We start from the raw sequence: 18,313 nt of genomic DNA on the forward strand, positions 1-18,313 counted from the left end.
AGTTTAAATTAATTAGTAGTTGTTTTGATATATATTTTTTTCTCCAAAATAAGTTTGTTGATGACCTCAGTTGTTTTAAAAAACCCCTGGAGGTCTTCATCTGAAACATTTTCTCTTACCACCTCATTAAAACGCAATACCACATCTTTGGAGTCCTTCCTTTTTTCCAACCCTAAAGCGGTTAGATGTATAAGTACTCCTCTTCCATCTTTTGGGTTTGGTTTTCTTTGGATGTATCCTCTTTCTTCAATACTTTTTAGAATCCTTGAGAGACTTGTAGCTTCCATTCCCATTTTTGGACCTAGTGCTGTACTTGGTGTCCCTTTTTTTGGATCAATACTTAGTAGTGTAAATCCTATGGCCATTGTTAGTCCATAACCCTTCGCTTCTTCATTATACATTTTGATTACCGCTTGCCATGTAGCTCTGAGGGCATAATCAATTGTCAAATCTTTCATATAAGAGGTTTGGTGCATCAAATATACTAAAATTTATTATGCATGCATAATAAATTTGAATAAATTATACTTCTTAAAATAGAAAAGCCAACTCAACAAGCTGGCTTATTTTTTTTGCGGAAAGCTATACACATTAGGCACTAGCGGCCATAGATGTTATTGTATAAATCGAGATACTTTTCTTTTATTATTTTTCTTCTCAACTTCATTGTTGGAGTCATGTGACCATCATCAATGCTCCATACATCGGGTGTAAGCCTAAATTGTTTTACCTTTTCCCATTTGGCAAAATCTTCATTGGCCAAATCCACTTCTTCCTGTATTCTGGAAATCACCTTGTCATTTAAAATAATATCTGAATTTTCACCTGGGACAATATTATGTCGTTCAGCCCATTTATATAAGAAATCAAAATTCGGTTGAATCAAGGCTGCTGGCATTTTCTCACCTTCACCTACTACCATGACCTGCTCAATGAAACGGGATTCTTTAAACTTGTTTTCAAGTAGTTGTGGCGCTACATATTTACCTCCAGAGGTCTTGAACATTTCTTTTTTACGATCTGTAATCTGTAAGAACCCGTCTGAATCAATTTCGCCTATATCCCCAGTATGAAAATAATTGTCTTTGATAACCTCGGCCGTTTTTTCTGGGTCTTTGTAATAACCCATCATTACATTGGGACCTTTACACAAAATTTCTCCATCCTCAGCAATCTTTACTTCAACACCATCCATCATCCTACCTACTTTGCCGATTTTCCAACCTTTGTTATCCAGTTCCGTTACAGAAATACCTGGAGAAGTTTCGGTAAGGCCGTAGCATTCCATTATGGGCATTCCAGCGGCTCCAAAAATATGGCCAAGCCTTGGTTGTAGAGCAGCACTACCAGAGGCCATAAACTTTAAGTTACCACCAAGACCTTCTTTCCATTTACTAAAAATTAGCTTACGTGCCAGGGCCAATTTCTTTTCATATAGCCATCCATTCTTTCCATACGGTTCAAATTTGAACCCAAGTTCAACCGCCCAAAAGAAAAGTTTCTTTTTCACACCAGTAAGCGCAGCTCCCTTTGCAATGATTGCATCATACACTTTTTCCGCCAATCTCGGTACAACGGTCATGAAAGCAGGCTTTACTTCTTTAACATTATCACTTATTTTATCCAACCCTTCTGCAAAATGAATTTCTAGGCAGAGGTATTGTGCGACATAGGAAAAGGTACGCTCAAAAATATGGCAGATAGGAAGAAAACTTAAAATCTTTTCTCCGGGTTCTAGTGGTAGTCTTGTTTGCGCGGAAAGGGTATTTGAGACTATGTTGTTGTGTGAGAGCATTACACCTTTGGGTCTTCCTGTAGTACCAGAAGTATAAATCAATGTTGCTAAATCTTCAGGTTGAACGTTTTCCTTTCTTTTTTCTACATCATCTTGGTTTGAAGCATCCTTCCCCTTTTCTAAAACCGCCGACCAATTGGTACAGTTGGAAAGTTCATCAAAAGAATATATGTCTTTCAGCTTTTTTAACTTTCCACTAATGGAGAGCACCTTATCCAACACTTCTTGACACGAAACAAAACAATATTTAGCTTCGGAATGGTTTAAAATGTACTCGTAGTCATTTTCAGAAATAGTGGGATAAATAGGTACGTTTTGGGCCCCTACTTGAAGAATGCCAATATCACAGATATTCCATTCAGTTCTATTGGTCATTGAAATGACGGCTATCTTATCATTTGGTTTGACCCCTAATCGTAAAAGACCACGACTCAGGGCATTGGACTTGTCCACATATTCTTTTGAGGAAGTGCCAACCCATTTGCCATTGTACTTGGTAACCAATGCGTTTTCTAGAGGGAATTTTTCCAATTGATACTTTGGGATATCAAATAATCTGGTAACTTTTTGCATAGTAAGTTTCTGTAAAGTAATTGCAAAATAAGGAAAGGAAGCGGGATTTTAAAATGGGTTATTTAAAAAACACCTTAAATGATCGATAATCTTATAGAAAATGTAATTTCATTCCCTCATGAGAAGCTTTAAAACCAAGCTTAATATAAAAATCAAAAGCTTCTGGGCGTTTTTTATCCGTTGTGAGTTGAAGAACATGAGCACCTTTTTCTTTTGCCCGAGTGATTGCCCATTCAAAAAGTTTTTTTCCAATACCCTTTCCACGATACGATTCATGGATGCGCACTGCTTCAATCTGGGCTCTAATACCGCCTTGATAGGTTAAATACTGAATAAAGCTTAGTTGTAATGTTCCAATAACTTCTCCTGACTCATTTTCAATTACTACCAGTTCTTGATTAGGGTCATTGTCTATATTTTCAAAAGCTCTACAATATTTTTCGGGTAGTGGCAATTTATAATCCTCACGAAGTTTGCCCAATTTATCATTGGCTAGCATCTCCACAATGAATTGAACATCTTCTTTTTTAGCTTTTCGGATTTTCATTTTCTCTGAATGGGATTCAATTGAAGGTATTTCCCTTGATAACTTGCGTAATGTTGATTCCAAGCTTTGTCATCCACCATTTTTTTATCCAAGTTATTGGTTAGACAAGAGTTACTAACCCAATAACGCCCATCAGGATGAATGGCTAGAAAAAAACCATAATTGCTGTTGAATGAACTAAACATCTTTTTGATAAGGGAAAGTGGGTCTTTGTGCCATTGCGTCCCATCAAATTCATCATTAGAATTCTGATTGTGGGAATAGAAATTGTAAGTAACCAATTTTTTGTTTTTTCTTTTCACCCATGATTTACTATTTCTAATGAATTGTTCATAATCGTTGGAGTAGGATGTATGCCCGTTTTTGAGGGGTATTTTTTGTTTTCGACCCTTTAAAACCTCTTTTGAATATAAGGTGTCCGTATAACGAATAAAGATAGTTTTAGTGGTGTCAACACCATTGCGTTGTGCTAGGATTTGAAACAGCTGCGTTCGCTTTTTCTCTTCTAATACTCCCAAAAGCTCCTTCAACTGTAGCCGATAAATTAGGGTGTCTTTATTCCCTAATATCTCAGTTATATAAATATCTGAGTCTAGTTTTCTTTGATATGTTGTTTCACTGATTTTGATATTGTTTTCGTCCAGATACCACTTTTCCAAATGTTGGGCTAATGAATAGTTCTGAAATAGAAAACAAATGGAAAATGTTAGAATACGAAAAGTCAATTTTAAACTCATTACAATTATTTTTCAATCCACTTTCTTGCATTCACAAAAGCTTCCAACCATGGGGAAACTTTGTCATTTTGCTTATCCTTTGGATAATATGCCCAGTTCCAAGGAAAGATAGAACGTTCAATATGGGGCATGGTCACCAAGTGGCGTCCTGTCTTATCACAGAGCATTGCTGTATTGAAATCACTGCCGTTTGGATTAGCAGGATAACTTTCATATCCATATTTTGCAACAATATCATACTGGTTCTCCGTGTGAGGTAAACTGAACTTACCTTCGCCATGTGATATCCAAACCCCTAAAGTAGTTCCTTCCAAAGAGGATAACATGACGGAATTGTTTTTCTGAACCTTTACTGAAGTAAAATTACTCTCATGTTTACCAGAATCATTATAAGTCAGCCTACCATGGGTTTTATGGTCTGGATTTATCAAATCCAATTCCATAAACAACTGGCAACCATTACAGATTCCAATAGAAAGTGTATCAGGTCTGGCAAAAAAATCATTGATGACCTTATTTGCACGTTCATTGTATTTAATAGCTCCCGCCCAGCCTTTAGCGCTTCCTAGTACATCAGAATTGGAGAAACCACCCACGGCGCCCAAAAACTGAATATCTTCTAAAGTTTCACGCCCAGAAATAAGATCGGTCATATGAACATCCTTTACATCAAAACCTGCCAAATACATGGCATTTGCCATTTCACGTTCAGAATTACTTCCTTTTTCCCTCAGAATAGCAGCTTTCGGTCTATTGTTTTCTGGTTGCGATCGAGACGGTAATGAGCCCTCAAAATTTTGTGGAAAACTATAGTTTAATGATTGATTTTTATAGTTATCGTATCGGTCTTTGGCCAAACCTTGTGCAGTCTGTTTATCATCCAACAAGTACGATGTCTTAAACCAGGTATCTCGAAGTGAAGCAACATTCAGCCCAATTTCAATACCTTGGTTTTTTAGCTTTAGTTGCCCTTCCGAGATTACTTTTCCAATACTATGGATTTCAACTCCAGATTGTTGTATGATTTTAGCGGCGTTTTCATCTTTTGTTTGAATTACCAAACCAATATTTTCAGCAAACAATACTTTGATGGTGTCCACTTCCATTAAAGGGGTTAAATCCAATTCTGCCCCTAAATCAGTGTCAGCAAAGCACATTTCCAGTAGGGTAGTTATCAGCCCTCCCGAACCAATATCGTGACCCGCCACAATATTTCCTGTCGAAATTAGCTGTTGTATTGTATCAAAAGCTGTTTTAAAATGGTTTGCATCTTTAATTGTTGGAGCGCTGTCACCTACGGTATTGGTTATTTGCCCAAAAGAAGATCCTCCTAATTTGAAATTGTCTTTGGATAGATTGATATAATAAATGTCCCCACCATCTTTTTGAAATACAGGTTCAATTATTTTGGTGATGTCGTTGCAATTTCCGGCAGCCGAAATTACCACAGTTCCTGGCGCAATTACCTCTTCATTTTTGTATTTCTGTTTCATGGAAAGCGAATCCTTTCCTGTGGGAACATTGATTCCCAAATCAATCGAAAATTCAGAAATAGCTTTTACCGCTTCGTACAAACGCGCATCCTCTCCAGGATTACGGCAAGGCCACATCCAATTGGCTGAAAGTGAAACAGATTCCAATCCGTCCTTTAAGGGTGACCAAACCAGATTGGTCAAAGCTTCGCCAATGCTATTTCTGCTGCCTGCAACGGGATCAATAAGTCCGGAAATAGGGGAATGTCCAATGCTCGTGGCTATCCCTTCTTTGCCCTTAAAATCAAGAGCCATAACCCCACAATTGTTTAGTGGGAGTTGTAATGGCCCAACACATTGTTGTTTTGCCACTCGGCCACCTACACAGCGGTCCACTTTATTCGTTAACCAGTCTTTGCAGGCCACTGCCTCTAGTTGTAAGACTTGTTCTAGATAATCATGAAAATATTCTAATGAATATTCTGGATTTTTATATTGCGTGTCGATTTTGGAATCTTCCATAATGGTTTTAGGTGAACTTCCGAACATATCGGAAAGCTCTAAATCCATTGGTTTGTCACCTTTGGAAGATGATTTAAAGGTAAAGCGATGGTCGCCGGTTACCTTTCCAACTTCATACATTGGCGAGCGCTCGCGATTCGCAATTCGATGCAATAATGCGGTATCCTTTTCGCCAATCACCAGTCCCATACGCTCTTGGCTTTCATTGCCAATGATTTCTTTGGCAGATAGGGTAGGATCTCCAACAGGAAGTTTATCCAAATCAATATGTCCTCCTGTTTCTTCTACTAATTCTGAAAGACAATTTAAATGCCCTCCTGCACCATGATCATGAATGGAAACAATTGCATTATCTCGGCTTTCCACCATTCCGCGGATTGCGTTGGCAGCTCTTTTCTGCATTTCAGGATTGGAACGTTGAACGGCGTTCAGTTCTATAGCAGATTCAAATTCTCCCGTATCTGCGCTGGAAACGGCAGCGCCACCCATACCAATGCGATAATTGTCACCACCCAGAATGACGATTTTGTCACCTTTTTTGGGTTCGTCCTTCAGGGCTTGATCTATTTTGCCATAACCAATACCGCCTGCCTGCATAATGACTTTATCAAAACCGAGCTTCCGGCCATGCTCTTCATGTTCAAAGGTCAGCACGGAGCCCGCAATAAGTGGTTGGCCAAATTTGTTGCCAAAATCTGATGCTCCATTTGAGGCTTTGATTAGGATATCCATTGGCGTTTGATATAACCAAGGGCGTGCGGCCATTGCTTTTTCCCATTGTCGATTTTCCTCTAATCTGGAATAGGCGGTCATGTACACCGCGGTGCCCGCCAAGGGTAAAGAACCCTTTCCACCGGCAAGGCGATCCCGAATTTCGCCTCCTGAACCTGTAGCAGCTCCATTGAATGGTTCTACAGTTGTAGGAAAATTGTGCGTCTCCGCCTTTAAGGAAAGTACGGAATCAAACACTGTTTCTTCGTAAAAATCTGGTTTGTCAGCACTTTTTGGGGCGAACTGCACCACTTTTGGTCCTTTTACAAAGGCCACATTGTCTTTATAGGCCGAAACAATTCCATTGGGATTGGCCTCAGAAGTTTTTTTGATGAGTTTGAAAAGTGATGTTGGCATTTCTTGTCCATCAATTACAAAAGTGCCATTAAATATTTTATGCCGACAATGCTCCGAATTTACTTGACTAAAACCAAAGACTTCAGAATCTGTTAGTTTTCGACCTAATTTCCCCGATAGTTTTTCAAGGTATTCCACTTCATCATTGCTCAGCGCCAGACCTTCTTTTTTGTTGTATGAAGTGATATCATCAATTTCCAAAATTGTTTCAGGAATTACATCAATGGTGTAAATACTCTGGTCCAAACCTGAATATTTTTGAAACAACATTGGATCAAAAGAGACAAAATCTTTGTCAACGGCTTTAAACTCCTCAATTCTCAAAATCCCTTCAATACCCATATTTTGGGTAATCTCGGTAGCATTTGTGCTCCATGGAGTAATCATTGCTGCACGCGGACCAACAAAAAAGGCGTCGAGTGACGCCGTATTTATTTTTGGTTGGTTGCCAAATAACCATGTTAATTTTTCTGTGTCTTTTGGTGTGATTTCTTGAGTAGTCTGGACGGCAAATATTTTAGTTGCCTCGTCCCCAAAGAAATGAATCATATCAGCCTAGTTCTTGAACGGATTAAGAAAGTACAAATTTACAAGTTTACCTTGAATTTTGATGCATAGAAAAGGCGAGTTGTTAACGGAATGTGTTGATAGATTTTCATCTTCATTGCTGTCATGATAAATGCATTAAATCACTTTTCCACACAAAAAAAAGCCCCAGATAGGGCTTTTTATCACTTTTGCTTTATTCTTATACCAACATACCACCAGAAACCTCAATACGTTGACCACTTATCCATTTGGCATCATCAGAACATAAAAAGGCCACGACGCTGCCAATGTCATCGCTTTCACCCACGCGACTCAAAGATGTCATTCCTGCAATAATATCAACCACTTGAGGGGTTTCTTGAAAGCGGTCTTTGTTAAAATCAGTGTTTATGGCACCTGGCGCTACCGTATTCGCCCGTATTTGGCGTTCACCAAACTCTTTTGCCAAATAGCGCGTGTATACTTCCACTGCTCCTTTCATGCTGGCATATGCCGAGTATCCTGGAAAGGAAAATCGGGCCAGTCCACTGGATATGTTTACAATTCCACCGCCATCATGTAGACAATTCAACAAGGTTTGCGTCAAAAAATACACGCCTTTTAAATGTACGTTAACCAAATCATCAAAAATTTCTTCCGTAGTATCAGCCACAGAACTGTGATGCCCAAAGCCTGCGTTATTTATCAAGAAATCAATTTTGGAAGTTTTCCAATGTGATTGCAACTCACTGGCAAGTTCGTTTTTGAAAGTTTTGAAGGTAGCAACCTTTCTAGTATCCAATTGTATGGCTATTCCTTTTGCTCCAAAGGCTTGGATTTCACTTACCGTATTTTCTGCAGCTTCCTTATTGGAATAATAAGTAACGACAACATCCAAACCTCTTTTTGCAATATTGATGGCCATGTCCTTGCCTAATCCCCGGCTACCACCTGTTACCAATGCAATTTTTCTAGTATTCATAGTATTTTATGTTTATGATTATTGAATACAGCAAAGGTCCTGACCAAATCATCACCATGTTTGTAATGAAGAAGTCAATTGTTGTAAAAATCAAATATTTTCTAATTTCCGATATGAAGCAGGGGAGTGGTTCGCATGTTTTTTAAAGAAATTTGAAAAGTGAGCGGTCTCTTCAAATCCAAGAGTGTTTGCAATTTCTGAAATGTTCCAGTTGGTGTGTCGTACCAAAATTTTAGCCTCTTGCACAACACGTTCGGTAATAAGATTTGATGTGCTTTTCTGCATGCTTGCTTTTAGGGCTCGATTAAGATGATTGACATGCATACTTAATTGTGTGGCAAAGTCTGAAGCTGAACGTAATTGCATGCGTTGCATAGGACTTTCTATGGGGAATTGCCGCTCTAACAACTCCATAAATAAGCCTGAAATTCTTTCTGAAGCATTGGAATGCAGATTCATATTTAAATCAGCGGGTTGCAATTTTAGGGCGGTATGAATCAATTCGAAAACTAAATTGCGAAGCACATCATATTTGTAGGCATAATCCGAATCAATTTCGGTAAACATCCGTTGAAAAATGGATGAAATGGTTTCCAACTGTTCATCGGTTAATTGAAAAACGGGGTTACCGTTAGGCTGAAAAACTGGATATTGGGTAAGATTCCCAAATTGATGGAAAAATGCATCGGTAAACACACAAAAATAGCCTCTTAGTTGCTCATCTATCATTTCCCAATTGTAGGGTATTTGAGGATTGGAAAACACAATGACTTGTTTTTGCACATTTACAATCTTGTCGGCATAATGTACCCTGCTCTTTCCTTTGACCAAACTTATTTTAAAATAGTCCCTGCGATTAAATGGCATCGCCTTTGGTTTGGGTCCGGCAAATTCATCTAGTTTGAACACGTTAAAATGTCCGATGCCAGATTTTACGCTTTCGGGCACAAATTTGTGACTCGATTCATAAAATTCTTCAATGGAAACCCTTTTGTTCATATAACAAAGTTATATAAATCAAACAATTGATAAATATGATTTGTGAAATTAACTGTTGAGACGAAGCTTTTAGCTTTTACTTAAAAGCGCCATATAAAACCCATCAAAGCCATGTTCTGATGCAAAAATTTTCTGCTCTTTTATGAACTCAAAACCCTTCCCTTCTTCAGAAGTCAAAAAAGATTGAACTTGCTCCGAATTTTCTTCGGGAAGTATGGAACAGGTGGCATATACCATTTTACCTCCGGGTTTTACCATTTTGGAATAGCTACGTAAAATATCGTGTTGAACACCTTTTATTTTTTCAATAAACTCCGGCTGCAATTTCCATTTTGAATCGGGATTACGACGAAGCACACCAAGCCCGGAACAGGGAGCGTCCAACAATAAGCGATCAACGGAATTGTATAGTTTTTTTATCACTTTAGTAGATTCAATAGCCCTTGTTTCTACATTATGAACTCCATTTCGCCTTGTTCTAACCTTAAGTTTTTTAAGCTTACTTTCATAAATATCCAAGGCAATCAATTGTCCTTTGTTTTCCATTAAAGAGGCCAGATGCAAGGTTTTCCCACCAGCTCCTGCGCAGGCATCGACTACGCGCTGCCCGGGCTCTACTTCTAAGAATGGGGCCACTAGTTGTGAGGAAGCATCTTGAACTTCAAAAAGCCCATCTTTAAAAGCTTGGGTTACAAAAACGTTTTTTCGCACTACCAATTTCAAAGCATCTTTTACTCCAGAAACGGTTTCTGTTTCAATTTCCTCGGTCTTTAAAAGCGCCCGTAGTTTCTCCTTGGTGGTTTTTAAGGTATTGGTCCTAAGGATTACTTCGGCCTGCGTATTTAAAGCGGCAATCTCCTTGGTCCATAAGTCATTTCCCAATGCTTTTTCACCTAATTCATCCATCCAATCAGGTACTGATTCCCGAAGCTTTCTGATTTTAGAAAGCTCATCAAAACGTCCTTTGATCCGTCTTTCAGGGGTTTCTTCCAATTGTTTCCAATCTGGGAGCTGAATCCCACGTAATACACACCAGACCGTGAACAGTCTAAATAAGTTTTGACGGGAGTAAGGAGCATTTACTTCGGCAATTTCAGCATACAAACGTTTCCAACGAACAATATCGTAAGTGGTCTCGGCAATAAATCCCCGGTCCCGTGCACCCCAGCGCTTATCATAACGCAGTACTTTTTCAATTACCTTATCGGCATATTCATTTTCATTGAAAATCATGCCAAGGGCATCTATAACGGCAAAGACCAAGTTTCTGTGTAGTCGCATCCTGAAAATTAAGGATTGCAAAGGTATTGTTTTACCATGGATTCCAATTAAATTTGAATGAACCTTATAGGATGGTAAAAAAAATAGTAATTATTGTGGTATTGGTAGCACTAGGGTGTTCCTCAAAAAATAAGTCATTCAATTATTCTGAAGTAGAAATAGCTACAGTATTCAGTGACTCAGTTAGTATTAGGGCCATTGAGTTTTTAGATGACAATACTTTAGCCTTTGCAGGAAACAATGGGGTATACGGTTCTATTGATGTTAGAACAAATACTGTTAGAGCCAATGTGCAAAAATTTGACAGTATTCTTCCCGAGTTTAGAGCTATAGCACATACCAAAAATGACTTTTTTATGCTTTCCGTGGCTTCTCCTGCATTGCTGTATAAAACTGGTGAGAAAGGGAAAATGGAATTGGTTTATAGCGAGGAAGGAGAAGGTGTTTTTTATGATTCCATGAAGTTTTGGAACGATAGGGAAGGTATTGCCATTGGTGATGGGGCTGATGGATGTCTATCCATTATCATTACAAGGGATGGGGGAAAGAATTGGATGAAAATTCCCTGTGACTCCTTGCCGAACTTAGAAGAATCTGTTGGGGCTTATGCAGCAAGCAATACAAATATTGAAATAGTTGGGGACAAATGTTGGATCATGACCTCTATTGAGTACACGTTATTTTCTGAAGATAGAGGCAAAACTTGGGCTGCAATTAAAACTCCAATACTAATGACGGAACTTTTTCAAGGAATCTATTCCATTGACTTTTACAATGGGAATTTGGGTTATGGGATAGGAGGTTCTTTTAAGGTCACGGATGTAAAGAAATCGAATAAGATTATCACCGTTGATGGTGGGAAAACATGGGAACTCATTGCGGAAGGGCAAGAACCAGGATATAAAAGTTGCGTACAGTTTATACCCAAATCGGGAGGAAAAGATATGGTTGCTGTTGGATTTACGGGAGTTTCATATTCCAAAGATGGTGGACATAACTGGGAATCACTTAGTGAAGAAGGATTTTACACCATTCGGTTTTTAAATAGTTCCACAGCCTACGCAGCAGGGAAAAACAAGATTGCGAAATTGGTATTCAAATAAAGAAAGAGCGACGATAGAAATCGCCGCTCCTTACGAACAAATAACCAAACCAACTAAACGTTAACTACAACGTAATTTCTTCCGGTCTTTTTATACCAAACACCTCTATATTTATATAACTTTCTACCATTTACAACCACTACTTTTCGGGCTCTTGGTAACTTTCGTACAGTAATGCCTCTTGGTGCGGCGGCTACTACATAGGTTTTGCCTTTGGCCCTGTACCAAACTCCATCAGAAAAATAAAAGTTTACATTGTTGTGTACCACAACTTTGGGTTTGGTAATCGTCTTTACCACTGTTCCATGTTTTGGATATACGCGAACAACTGTTTTTTGTGCATTGGCAATCAAAAGACCACCTACTAGTGCTATAGTCAAAAGGACAAGTTTTATATTTTTCATTACAACTGATTTAATGGATTTCTGTATCTATGACTCTTGTTTTAGGAAAAGGTTTAATCAAAAAAAGGAGCCAGTTGGCTCCTTTTCTAATTTTTTTGTCTGATTTTAGACTTTATTTATTCTCTCGGTGCTTTCTATACTGCTGTATCAGTCTTTTTTTAAAATCTTCCTCCGCTTTTAAAAGCAGCAAGGTTTTTTTATGAGTTATGACGTTTTTTATTTTTGAAATAAAGTTCTGTTCCAAATTATATTTTTCTTTTTGTATGGCAAGATGTTTATCTAAAAGCGAAGATGATTCTTCACTGGATAGATTTCCTATTGATTCTATTTGTGCCCTTAGTTCAACTCGTTCTTTTCTTCTTAGTACCTGTTTTTTTTCTTCGAAATCATTATAGATAGGCCAGAACGATTGTGCTTCCTTACTGGTAAGGTTTATTCTCTCTGTGATATAAGCTACCTTGAGGGTCTTTATACGTTCCCCTGAAGGGCGTTGGGCATAAATCCAATTGGAGCCCAACAACAGTGTGAATAATATAAGTAGTGTTTTATTCATAATAGTCGTTTTCTAAATCTAATTCTTCAATATCATTGATATTTTCATCCAAATAATCCAGTATATGTTCATCCTCCAAACTATTTTCCAAAACATCATTTAATTCCAACTCATCAATGGAAACCACTTCTGCAATTTCATAGCTGCTCAATTTCATATCTGTTGTATCAAAATAAGCATCTATTTCGGCACTTGCCAAATCTTCAAAACCAAGTTGCGGTTGATCGTTCCAATTTATAGCCAATGTTAAGATAGCTATTGCAGCAATTGATGCAGCTATGTAATAGAATTTTTTATATGATTTTAATGGAATGACCTTAGGTTCTTTTTCATCCAGTTTAGAGATGATATTATCATTTAGGTTTTTAAAATAATCATCTGGTACACCAAAACCATCTGCCTTAGGAATTATGGACTCTTCCTTGGCGATTTTTTCCATAAGGCGTTCATTAAAACTATCGAAATAGCCTTCTGGGGTTTTGAATTTATTTTTGTGATTCTTTTTCATCCTATTTGTTTGACAATTAAACTACTAAAAGGTTTAATCACTCTTAAGATACGCTTCTATTTTTTTTACTGCTAGATGGTATGAAGCTTTTAATCCCCCAACCGAGGTTTCCAAAACTTCTGATATTTCATCGTATTTCATTTCTTGAAAATACTTCATGTTAAATACCAACTTTTGTTTTTCGGGCAAGGTGGCAAGAGCCTGTTGTAATTTCATTTGAATCTCACCTCCTTCAAAATAAACATCGGACTGCAAATTTTCAACCATTGCCGTTTTTAATTCCTGGTCACTTATTTCCGCCTTCTTCGATTTTTGTTTCAAAAAAGTCAACGCCTCATTTGTGGCAATACGGTACATCCATGAATATAACTTACTGTCTCCCTTAAAGCCCTCAATATTTTTATACACTTTAATGAACGTATTTTGAAGCACATCATCCGCATCATCATGATCCAAAACAATTCTTCGTATATGCCAATATAGGCGTTCTTTGTAAGTGTTCACCAACACTTCAAAGGCCTTTGCTTGGCTATCCTTTTGTTTTAGTTCTTTGACTAGGGCTTCCTCAGCGATCAATTGTCTCTACAATTTGGTGCTATGACTCTATATTTATGAAAAGGTTTAACTATGCATTCAAAGACTGCATTTCAACCAATTTTTTATACCCTTTTTTGGATAGCATCAATTCCTCATGGGTACCTTGTTCTACAATTATTCCTTTGTTGAGCACCACGATTGAATCTGCATTTTGGATTGTGGAAAGTCTATGTGCGATAACAATAGAGGTTCTGTTCCGCATCATTTTTTCCAAGGCATCCTGCACCAAACGTTCACTTTCGGTATCCAAGGCGGAGGTTGCTTCGTCCAAAATCATGATGGGCGGGTTTTTGAGCACTGCTCTTGCAATGGAAAGCCGCTGTTTTTGGCCACCACTGAGTTTATTTCCGCTATCGCCTATATTGGTATCGTAACCATTTGACAGCTCCACAATAAAATCATGGGCATTGGCTACCTTGGCCGCTTCTATAATCTCATCGTGTGAAGCGTTTTCTTTTCCTAAGCCGATATTGTTTTTGACCGTATCATTGAATAAGATGGAATCCTGGGTCACCAATCCCATTAAATCCCGAAGTGACTTTTTTGAAATGTCTTTTATATTGATGCCATCAATCAGAATTTCGCCCATGTTTACATCATAGAAACGGGTGACCAAATTGGCAATTGTACTTTTTCCACTTCCGGATTGCCCAACCAAGGCTACGGTATGTCCTTTTTTTACCTTGAGGTTGAAATCCTTCAAAATATAGTCGTCCTCATATTTAAAAGAGACGTTGTCAATAAGGATATCTTTGTTCAAATCGGTTTTTTCAACAGCATTTTTGCTATCGGAAATTGGGTTTTCAGATTCTAGCACCTCAAGAACCCGTTCCGCAGCGGCATTTCCCTTGCGTACACCATATGAGGCTTTGCTTATTGCTTTGGCCGGGGTAAGAATGTTATAGGCCAATCCCATATAAGCAATAAAAGAAGAAGGGTCAAGCGTTTTGTCTACCAGTACCATTTTGCCTCCAAACCATAATAAGACCCCTATTACCAAGATTCCTAAAAATTCACCTGTTGGGGAAGCCAAGTTCTGTCTGTTCAATAATGAATTTGAAAATTTAAAAAACCGATTTGTAGATTTTTTAAAGGTGTTGTAGAATTTTGATTCCGCATTAAAAGCCTTGATAACACGCAAACCGCTAAGTGTTTCCTCAACAATGGAAAGGAACTCACCTTGTTCTTTTTGTACTTTGTCCGATTGTTTTTTGAGAGATTTTCCAATTCTTGAAATAATCATCCCAGCAATTGGGATAAAAACAAAAACAAAGATGGTAAGCTTGGCGCTTATACCAAACATGATCAAGATTGTGAACAGGATGGTCAACGGTTCCCGAACTACCAATTCGAGCACAGATAAAAACGAATGTTGAATTTCCAGTACATCAGAAGTTATCCTGGCAATGACATCTCCTTTTCTTTTTTCCGAAAAATAGGAAATGGGCAAATCCACTATTTTTTGATACATTTTATTTCGAATGTCCTTTAGGACACCATTTCTAAGAAAGGTGATAAAGTACATTGCAAAATAGTTGAAAGCGTTTTTCAACAGGAACAGAATCAATACCAGCCCAATGACCAAAATCAACCCTTTCATATCATCATCCCCTGAATACTCTGTTACTCGATAGTTAATATAATCCTGTAAGTAGTCCTTGAGATTAGCGAAACCATTGTATACAGGCTCTACCAAAATTTTCTGTTCCGGTTTAAACAGAACGTCCAACATTGGAATTAGCGCTGCAAAAGATAGCGCGCTGAAAAGTGCGTAAAGTATATTAAAAAAAATATTCAAAAAACCATACCTGCGATAGGGTATCGCAAATTGGAGAATCTTTTTAAAGTAGTTCATTCACCTATAAATTCAGTTCTGAGAGGATACCATCAATTTTGGTTTCCAACTGCAAATTTACGGATTTATAATCCTCTGATTTTTCCAATGTGGTATTTGTACTGATGTAAAATTTGACTTTTGGTTCTGTACCGCTTGGCCTTGCAGCTATGCGTGTGCCATCTTCAGTTTCATAGATCAATACGTTGGATTTGGGCAGGTCAATTGCTTTTTCTTCACCAGTTTGTGCATTCTTGGCGGTTGAGGTGTTGTAATCCTCTATCCATATAACTTTGGAGCCCTGGACAGATTCCACAGGATTTTCCTTAAAGTCAATCAACATTTGTTTTATTTCCTCTGCACCGCTGATTCCTTTCTTGGTTAAAGAAATCAACTTCTCCTTATAAAATCCAAAGTCAACGTAAGCGTCAATTAAATCCTGATAAAAAGAGCTTCCGTTTGCTTTTGCATTTGCTGCAATTTCACAGGCCAATAGGGTAGAGGTAACGGCATCTTTATCACGGACAAAGTCGCCTACCATATAACCAAAACTTTCTTCTCCACCTCCAATAAAAGTCGATTCAGGAAAATCCTTGATCATTTTTCCAATCCATTTGAATCCGGTCAAAGCAGTTTTAAATTCAACACCATAGGATTTGGCCATTTGCTCCATCATTGGTGTGGAAACTATTGTAGTTGCAATAAATTCATTGCCTTTAAATCCGTTTTCTTTGTATTTATCCAAAAGGAACTTGGTCATCAATACCATGGTCTGATTTCCGTTGAGCAATTCTATTTTTCCTTCCAAATTTCTTACTGCGATGCCTAATCTATCACTATCAGGATCTGTACCCACCACCATATCTGCACCGATTTCCTCTGCTTTTTTAATGGCCATTGCCAAAGCTTCCGGTTCTTCAGGGTTTGGGGATTTCACAGTGGGAAATGCACCATCAGGCTTTGCCTGTTCTTCAATAATGGTCACATTTTTATAACCAGCACGTTTTAAAACTTCTGGAATAGCCGTTATCGATGTTCCATGTAGGGAAGTGAAAACAATTTTAAAATTGTCCTTATCCTTTGCATCAAAACTTCCGTTGCTTACCGAAGCTTCAAAAAATGCTTCATCAACTTCCTTGTCAATTAATTCAATAAGATTTTTATTGGCCTTAAAGTTTATATCCTCAAAAGACAACGAATTGATCTCTGCTATAATCTCACGATCTTGCGGTGGTACAATTTGCCCGCCATCTGTCCAATATACTTTATACCCATTATACTCAGGTGGATTGTGGGAAGCAGTTAATACAATCCCTGCATGACAGTTTAAATGTTTGACGGCAAATGAAAGTTCAGGCGTCGTACGCAATTCTGAAAATAAAAAGACCTTAATTCCATTAGCAGACAATACTTCAGAAACGGTGCGCGCCAAAGTATCAGAGTTGTGTCTACAGTCATAGGCGATAACCACCTTTATTTCTTCTGTGGGATATGATCTTTTAAGATAGTTTCCGAGACCTTGCGTATTTTTACCTAGAGTATATTTATTTATCCTATTGGTTCCAACACCCATTACACCGCGCATTCCCCCGGTTCCAAATTCTAAATCTTTGTAGAAGCGTTCTTTTAGTTCTTCTGTGTCATTTTCTATAAGATGTTGAATTTCTTTTTTGGTTTCTGAATCAAAAAAATCGGTTAACCAAGTCTGTGCGGTTGAGAGAATGGAATCCATGAATATAGCTTAATATTTTGCGTGTTAAAATTACAAAGAATCTGTGTTTGACTCTACTTAAACGTTTATTTTATTGGAGATGGTGTAGCGGGTATCATTTTTTCTGGAGCGGACCATTATTTCCCCTAAGAATCCAGCCAAAAAAAGTTGTGTTCCAAGAAGCATGGCGGTAAGGGCTATGTAAAATTCGGGTCTTTCCGTAATTAACCTGCCAGTTGGGTTTAGGTACAGCTTGTCAATGCCCAGATATAGTGAAAATGCAAAACCAATTATGAACATAAGAACTCCAAGAGCCCCAAATAAGTGCATGGGTTGGCGTCCAAATTTGGAAACAAACCAGATGGTGATCAAATCCAGGAAGCCATTGATGAAACGTTCTGCTCCAAATTTGGTACTTCCGTATTTTCTAGCTTGATGCTGAACCACCTTTTCTGTGATTTTGGAAAAACCTGCATTTTTTGCTAGAACTGGAATATACCGATGCATATCTCCCGAAACTTCTATGTTTTTGACCACTTCGTTCTTGAAAGCTTTGAGGCCACAGTTGAAATCATGTAATTTTACTCCAGATGTTCTTCGGGCTGCCCAATTGAATAGTTTGGAAGGGATGTTCTTTGTAATAATGGAATCGTATCGTTTCTTTTTCCAACCGGAAACAATATGATTTCCATCTTCTTTAATCAATTTATACAATCCGGGAATTTCTTCCGGATTGTCCTGTAAATCAGCGTCCATGGTAATGACAACCTCACCTTGGGCGGCTTTAAACCCAGCATGTAAGGCTTGGGATTTTCCAAAATTCTTTAAAAATCGGATTCCCTTGACATTGTTATTTTTTGTTGATAATTCGGTGATGGTCCGCCATGATGCATCGGTACTGCCATCATCAATAAAAATAATCTCATAAACAAAATGATTGGATTGCATGACACCTGCAATCCAATCATGAAGTTCTATAAGCGATTCTTGTTCGTTAAGTAAAGGAATTACAATAGAAATCTGCATTGTCTGTTTGTGG

The 18,313-nt window shown here is 38.0% G+C and carries 16 protein-coding genes; 1 reads left to right on the forward strand and 15 read right to left on the reverse strand.

Going from position 1 to position 18,313, the window contains the following annotated elements; translation table 11 throughout:
• Positions 1 to 8: 8 nt before the first annotated feature.
• The 8 genes from AAY42_RS01740 to AAY42_RS01775 all read right to left on the reverse strand — a co-directional run bounded on the left by AAY42_RS01740 (position 9) and on the right by AAY42_RS01775 (position 10,564).
• Positions 9 to 458 (reverse strand): MarR family winged helix-turn-helix transcriptional regulator, encoded by a 450-nt coding sequence (locus AAY42_RS01740; protein WP_055392285.1) that lies wholly within the window; start codon positions 456 to 458, stop codon positions 9 to 11.
• A gap of 140 nt (positions 459 to 598) precedes the next feature.
• Complete coding sequence (locus AAY42_RS01745; RefSeq protein WP_055392286.1) at positions 599 to 2,368, reverse strand: AMP-dependent synthetase/ligase; 1,770 nt, start codon at positions 2,366 to 2,368, stop codon at positions 599 to 601.
• Positions 2,369 to 2,459: 91 nt separating this feature from the next.
• Positions 2,460 to 2,915 (reverse strand): GNAT family N-acetyltransferase, encoded by a 456-nt coding sequence (locus AAY42_RS01750; RefSeq protein WP_055392287.1) that lies wholly within the window; start codon positions 2,913 to 2,915, stop codon positions 2,460 to 2,462.
• Positions 2,912 to 3,652: a hypothetical protein gene (locus AAY42_RS01755; protein WP_055392288.1), complete on the reverse strand. Its 741-nt coding sequence runs from the start codon at positions 3,650 to 3,652 to the stop codon at positions 2,912 to 2,914. Before AAY42_RS01755 ends, AAY42_RS01750 begins: the two co-directional genes overlap by 4 nt.
• A gap of 5 nt (positions 3,653 to 3,657) precedes the next feature.
• Positions 3,658 to 7,323 (reverse strand): phosphoribosylformylglycinamidine synthase, encoded by a 3,666-nt coding sequence (purL, locus tag AAY42_RS01760; protein ID WP_055392289.1) that lies wholly within the window; start codon positions 7,321 to 7,323, stop codon positions 3,658 to 3,660.
• A 199-nt stretch (positions 7,324 to 7,522) separates the two neighbouring features.
• A complete protein-coding gene (locus tag AAY42_RS01765; protein WP_055392290.1) occupies positions 7,523 to 8,284 on the reverse strand; it encodes an SDR family NAD(P)-dependent oxidoreductase in 762 nt (253 codons plus the stop codon).
• A gap of 90 nt (positions 8,285 to 8,374) precedes the next feature.
• Positions 8,375 to 9,283, reverse strand: coding sequence for a helix-turn-helix domain-containing protein (locus AAY42_RS01770; RefSeq protein ID WP_055392291.1), 909 nt, complete (start codon positions 9,281 to 9,283; stop codon positions 8,375 to 8,377).
• Between the two features lie 69 nt (positions 9,284 to 9,352).
• A complete protein-coding gene (locus tag AAY42_RS01775; RefSeq protein WP_055392292.1) occupies positions 9,353 to 10,564 on the reverse strand; it encodes an RsmB/NOP family class I SAM-dependent RNA methyltransferase in 1,212 nt (403 codons plus the stop codon).
• A gap of 71 nt (positions 10,565 to 10,635) precedes the next feature.
• Between AAY42_RS01775 and AAY42_RS01780 the strand changes: the two genes are divergently transcribed.
• Positions 10,636 to 11,667: a WD40/YVTN/BNR-like repeat-containing protein gene (locus AAY42_RS01780; RefSeq protein WP_055392293.1), complete on the forward strand. Its 1,032-nt coding sequence runs from the start codon at positions 10,636 to 10,638 to the stop codon at positions 11,665 to 11,667.
• A gap of 53 nt (positions 11,668 to 11,720) precedes the next feature.
• Here AAY42_RS01780 and AAY42_RS01785 read toward each other — a convergent pair whose 3' ends face one another.
• The 7 genes from AAY42_RS01785 to AAY42_RS01815 form a co-directional block, all read right to left on the reverse strand.
• On the reverse strand, positions 11,721 to 12,071 hold the full coding sequence (locus AAY42_RS01785) for a DUF6515 family protein (protein WP_055392294.1): 351 nt from the start codon (positions 12,069 to 12,071) through the stop codon (positions 11,721 to 11,723).
• A 112-nt stretch (positions 12,072 to 12,183) separates the two neighbouring features.
• The gene (locus tag AAY42_RS01790) at positions 12,184 to 12,624 is read right to left on the reverse strand and encodes a hypothetical protein (protein WP_055392295.1); all 441 of its coding nucleotides are present in this window, start codon (positions 12,622 to 12,624) and stop codon (positions 12,184 to 12,186) included.
• The gene (locus tag AAY42_RS01795) at positions 12,617 to 13,132 is read right to left on the reverse strand and encodes a hypothetical protein (protein ID WP_055392296.1); all 516 of its coding nucleotides are present in this window, start codon (positions 13,130 to 13,132) and stop codon (positions 12,617 to 12,619) included. The genes AAY42_RS01790 and AAY42_RS01795 overlap by 8 nt, the downstream gene beginning before the upstream one ends.
• Positions 13,133 to 13,165: 33 nt before the next feature.
• Complete coding sequence (locus tag AAY42_RS01800; protein WP_055392297.1) at positions 13,166 to 13,708, reverse strand: RNA polymerase sigma factor; 543 nt, start codon at positions 13,706 to 13,708, stop codon at positions 13,166 to 13,168.
• A 49-nt stretch (positions 13,709 to 13,757) separates the two neighbouring features.
• Positions 13,758 to 15,584 (reverse strand): ABC transporter ATP-binding protein, encoded by a 1,827-nt coding sequence (locus tag AAY42_RS01805; protein ID WP_055392298.1) that lies wholly within the window; start codon positions 15,582 to 15,584, stop codon positions 13,758 to 13,760.
• Positions 15,585 to 15,588: 4 nt separating this feature from the next.
• Positions 15,589 to 17,295 carry a phospho-sugar mutase gene (locus AAY42_RS01810; RefSeq protein ID WP_055392299.1) on the reverse strand — a complete coding sequence of 569 codons (1,707 nt, stop codon included), beginning with the start codon at positions 17,293 to 17,295 and terminating at the stop codon, positions 15,589 to 15,591.
• A gap of 57 nt (positions 17,296 to 17,352) precedes the next feature.
• Entirely contained in the window at positions 17,353 to 18,300 is a 948-nt protein-coding gene (locus AAY42_RS01815; RefSeq protein ID WP_055392300.1) for a glycosyltransferase family 2 protein, read from the reverse strand.
• Positions 18,301 to 18,313 lie beyond the last annotated feature (13 nt).

Origin of the sequence: Flagellimonas eckloniae (genome assembly GCF_001413955.1) — a bacterium.
Taxonomy (GTDB): domain Bacteria; phylum Bacteroidota; class Bacteroidia; order Flavobacteriales; family Flavobacteriaceae; genus Flagellimonas; species Flagellimonas eckloniae.

Excerpts from the sequence above, each read along its gene's own strand:
- AAY42_RS01740 (WP_055392285.1), bottom strand. The coding sequence starts at position 458 with ATGAAAGATTTGACAATTGATTATGCCCTCAGAGCTACATGGCAAGCG.
- AAY42_RS01745 (WP_055392286.1), bottom strand. The coding sequence starts at position 2,368 with ATGCAAAAAGTTACCAGATTATTTGATATCCCAAAGTATCAATTGGAA.
- AAY42_RS01750 (WP_055392287.1), bottom strand. The coding sequence starts at position 2,915 with ATGAAAATCCGAAAAGCTAAAAAAGAAGATGTTCAATTCATTGTGGAG.
- AAY42_RS01755 (WP_055392288.1), bottom strand. The coding sequence starts at position 3,652 with ATGAGTTTAAAATTGACTTTTCGTATTCTAACATTTTCCATTTGTTTT.
- purL (WP_055392289.1), bottom strand. The coding sequence starts at position 7,323 with ATGATTCATTTCTTTGGGGACGAGGCAACTAAAATATTTGCCGTCCAG.
- AAY42_RS01765 (WP_055392290.1), bottom strand. The coding sequence starts at position 8,284 with ATGAATACTAGAAAAATTGCATTGGTAACAGGTGGTAGCCGGGGATTA.
- AAY42_RS01770 (WP_055392291.1), bottom strand. The coding sequence starts at position 9,283 with ATGAACAAAAGGGTTTCCATTGAAGAATTTTATGAATCGAGTCACAAA.
- AAY42_RS01775 (WP_055392292.1), bottom strand. The coding sequence starts at position 10,564 with ATGCGACTACACAGAAACTTGGTCTTTGCCGTTATAGATGCCCTTGGC.
- AAY42_RS01780 (WP_055392293.1), top strand. The coding sequence starts at position 10,636 with ATGGTAAAAAAAATAGTAATTATTGTGGTATTGGTAGCACTAGGGTGT.
- AAY42_RS01785 (WP_055392294.1), bottom strand. The coding sequence starts at position 12,071 with ATGAAAAATATAAAACTTGTCCTTTTGACTATAGCACTAGTAGGTGGT.
- AAY42_RS01790 (WP_055392295.1), bottom strand. The coding sequence starts at position 12,624 with ATGAATAAAACACTACTTATATTATTCACACTGTTGTTGGGCTCCAAT.
- AAY42_RS01795 (WP_055392296.1), bottom strand. The coding sequence starts at position 13,132 with ATGAAAAAGAATCACAAAAATAAATTCAAAACCCCAGAAGGCTATTTC.
- AAY42_RS01805 (WP_055392298.1), bottom strand. The coding sequence starts at position 15,584 with ATGAACTACTTTAAAAAGATTCTCCAATTTGCGATACCCTATCGCAGG.
- AAY42_RS01810 (WP_055392299.1), bottom strand. The coding sequence starts at position 17,295 with ATGGATTCCATTCTCTCAACCGCACAGACTTGGTTAACCGATTTTTTT.
- AAY42_RS01815 (WP_055392300.1), bottom strand. The coding sequence starts at position 18,300 with ATGCAGATTTCTATTGTAATTCCTTTACTTAACGAACAAGAATCGCTT.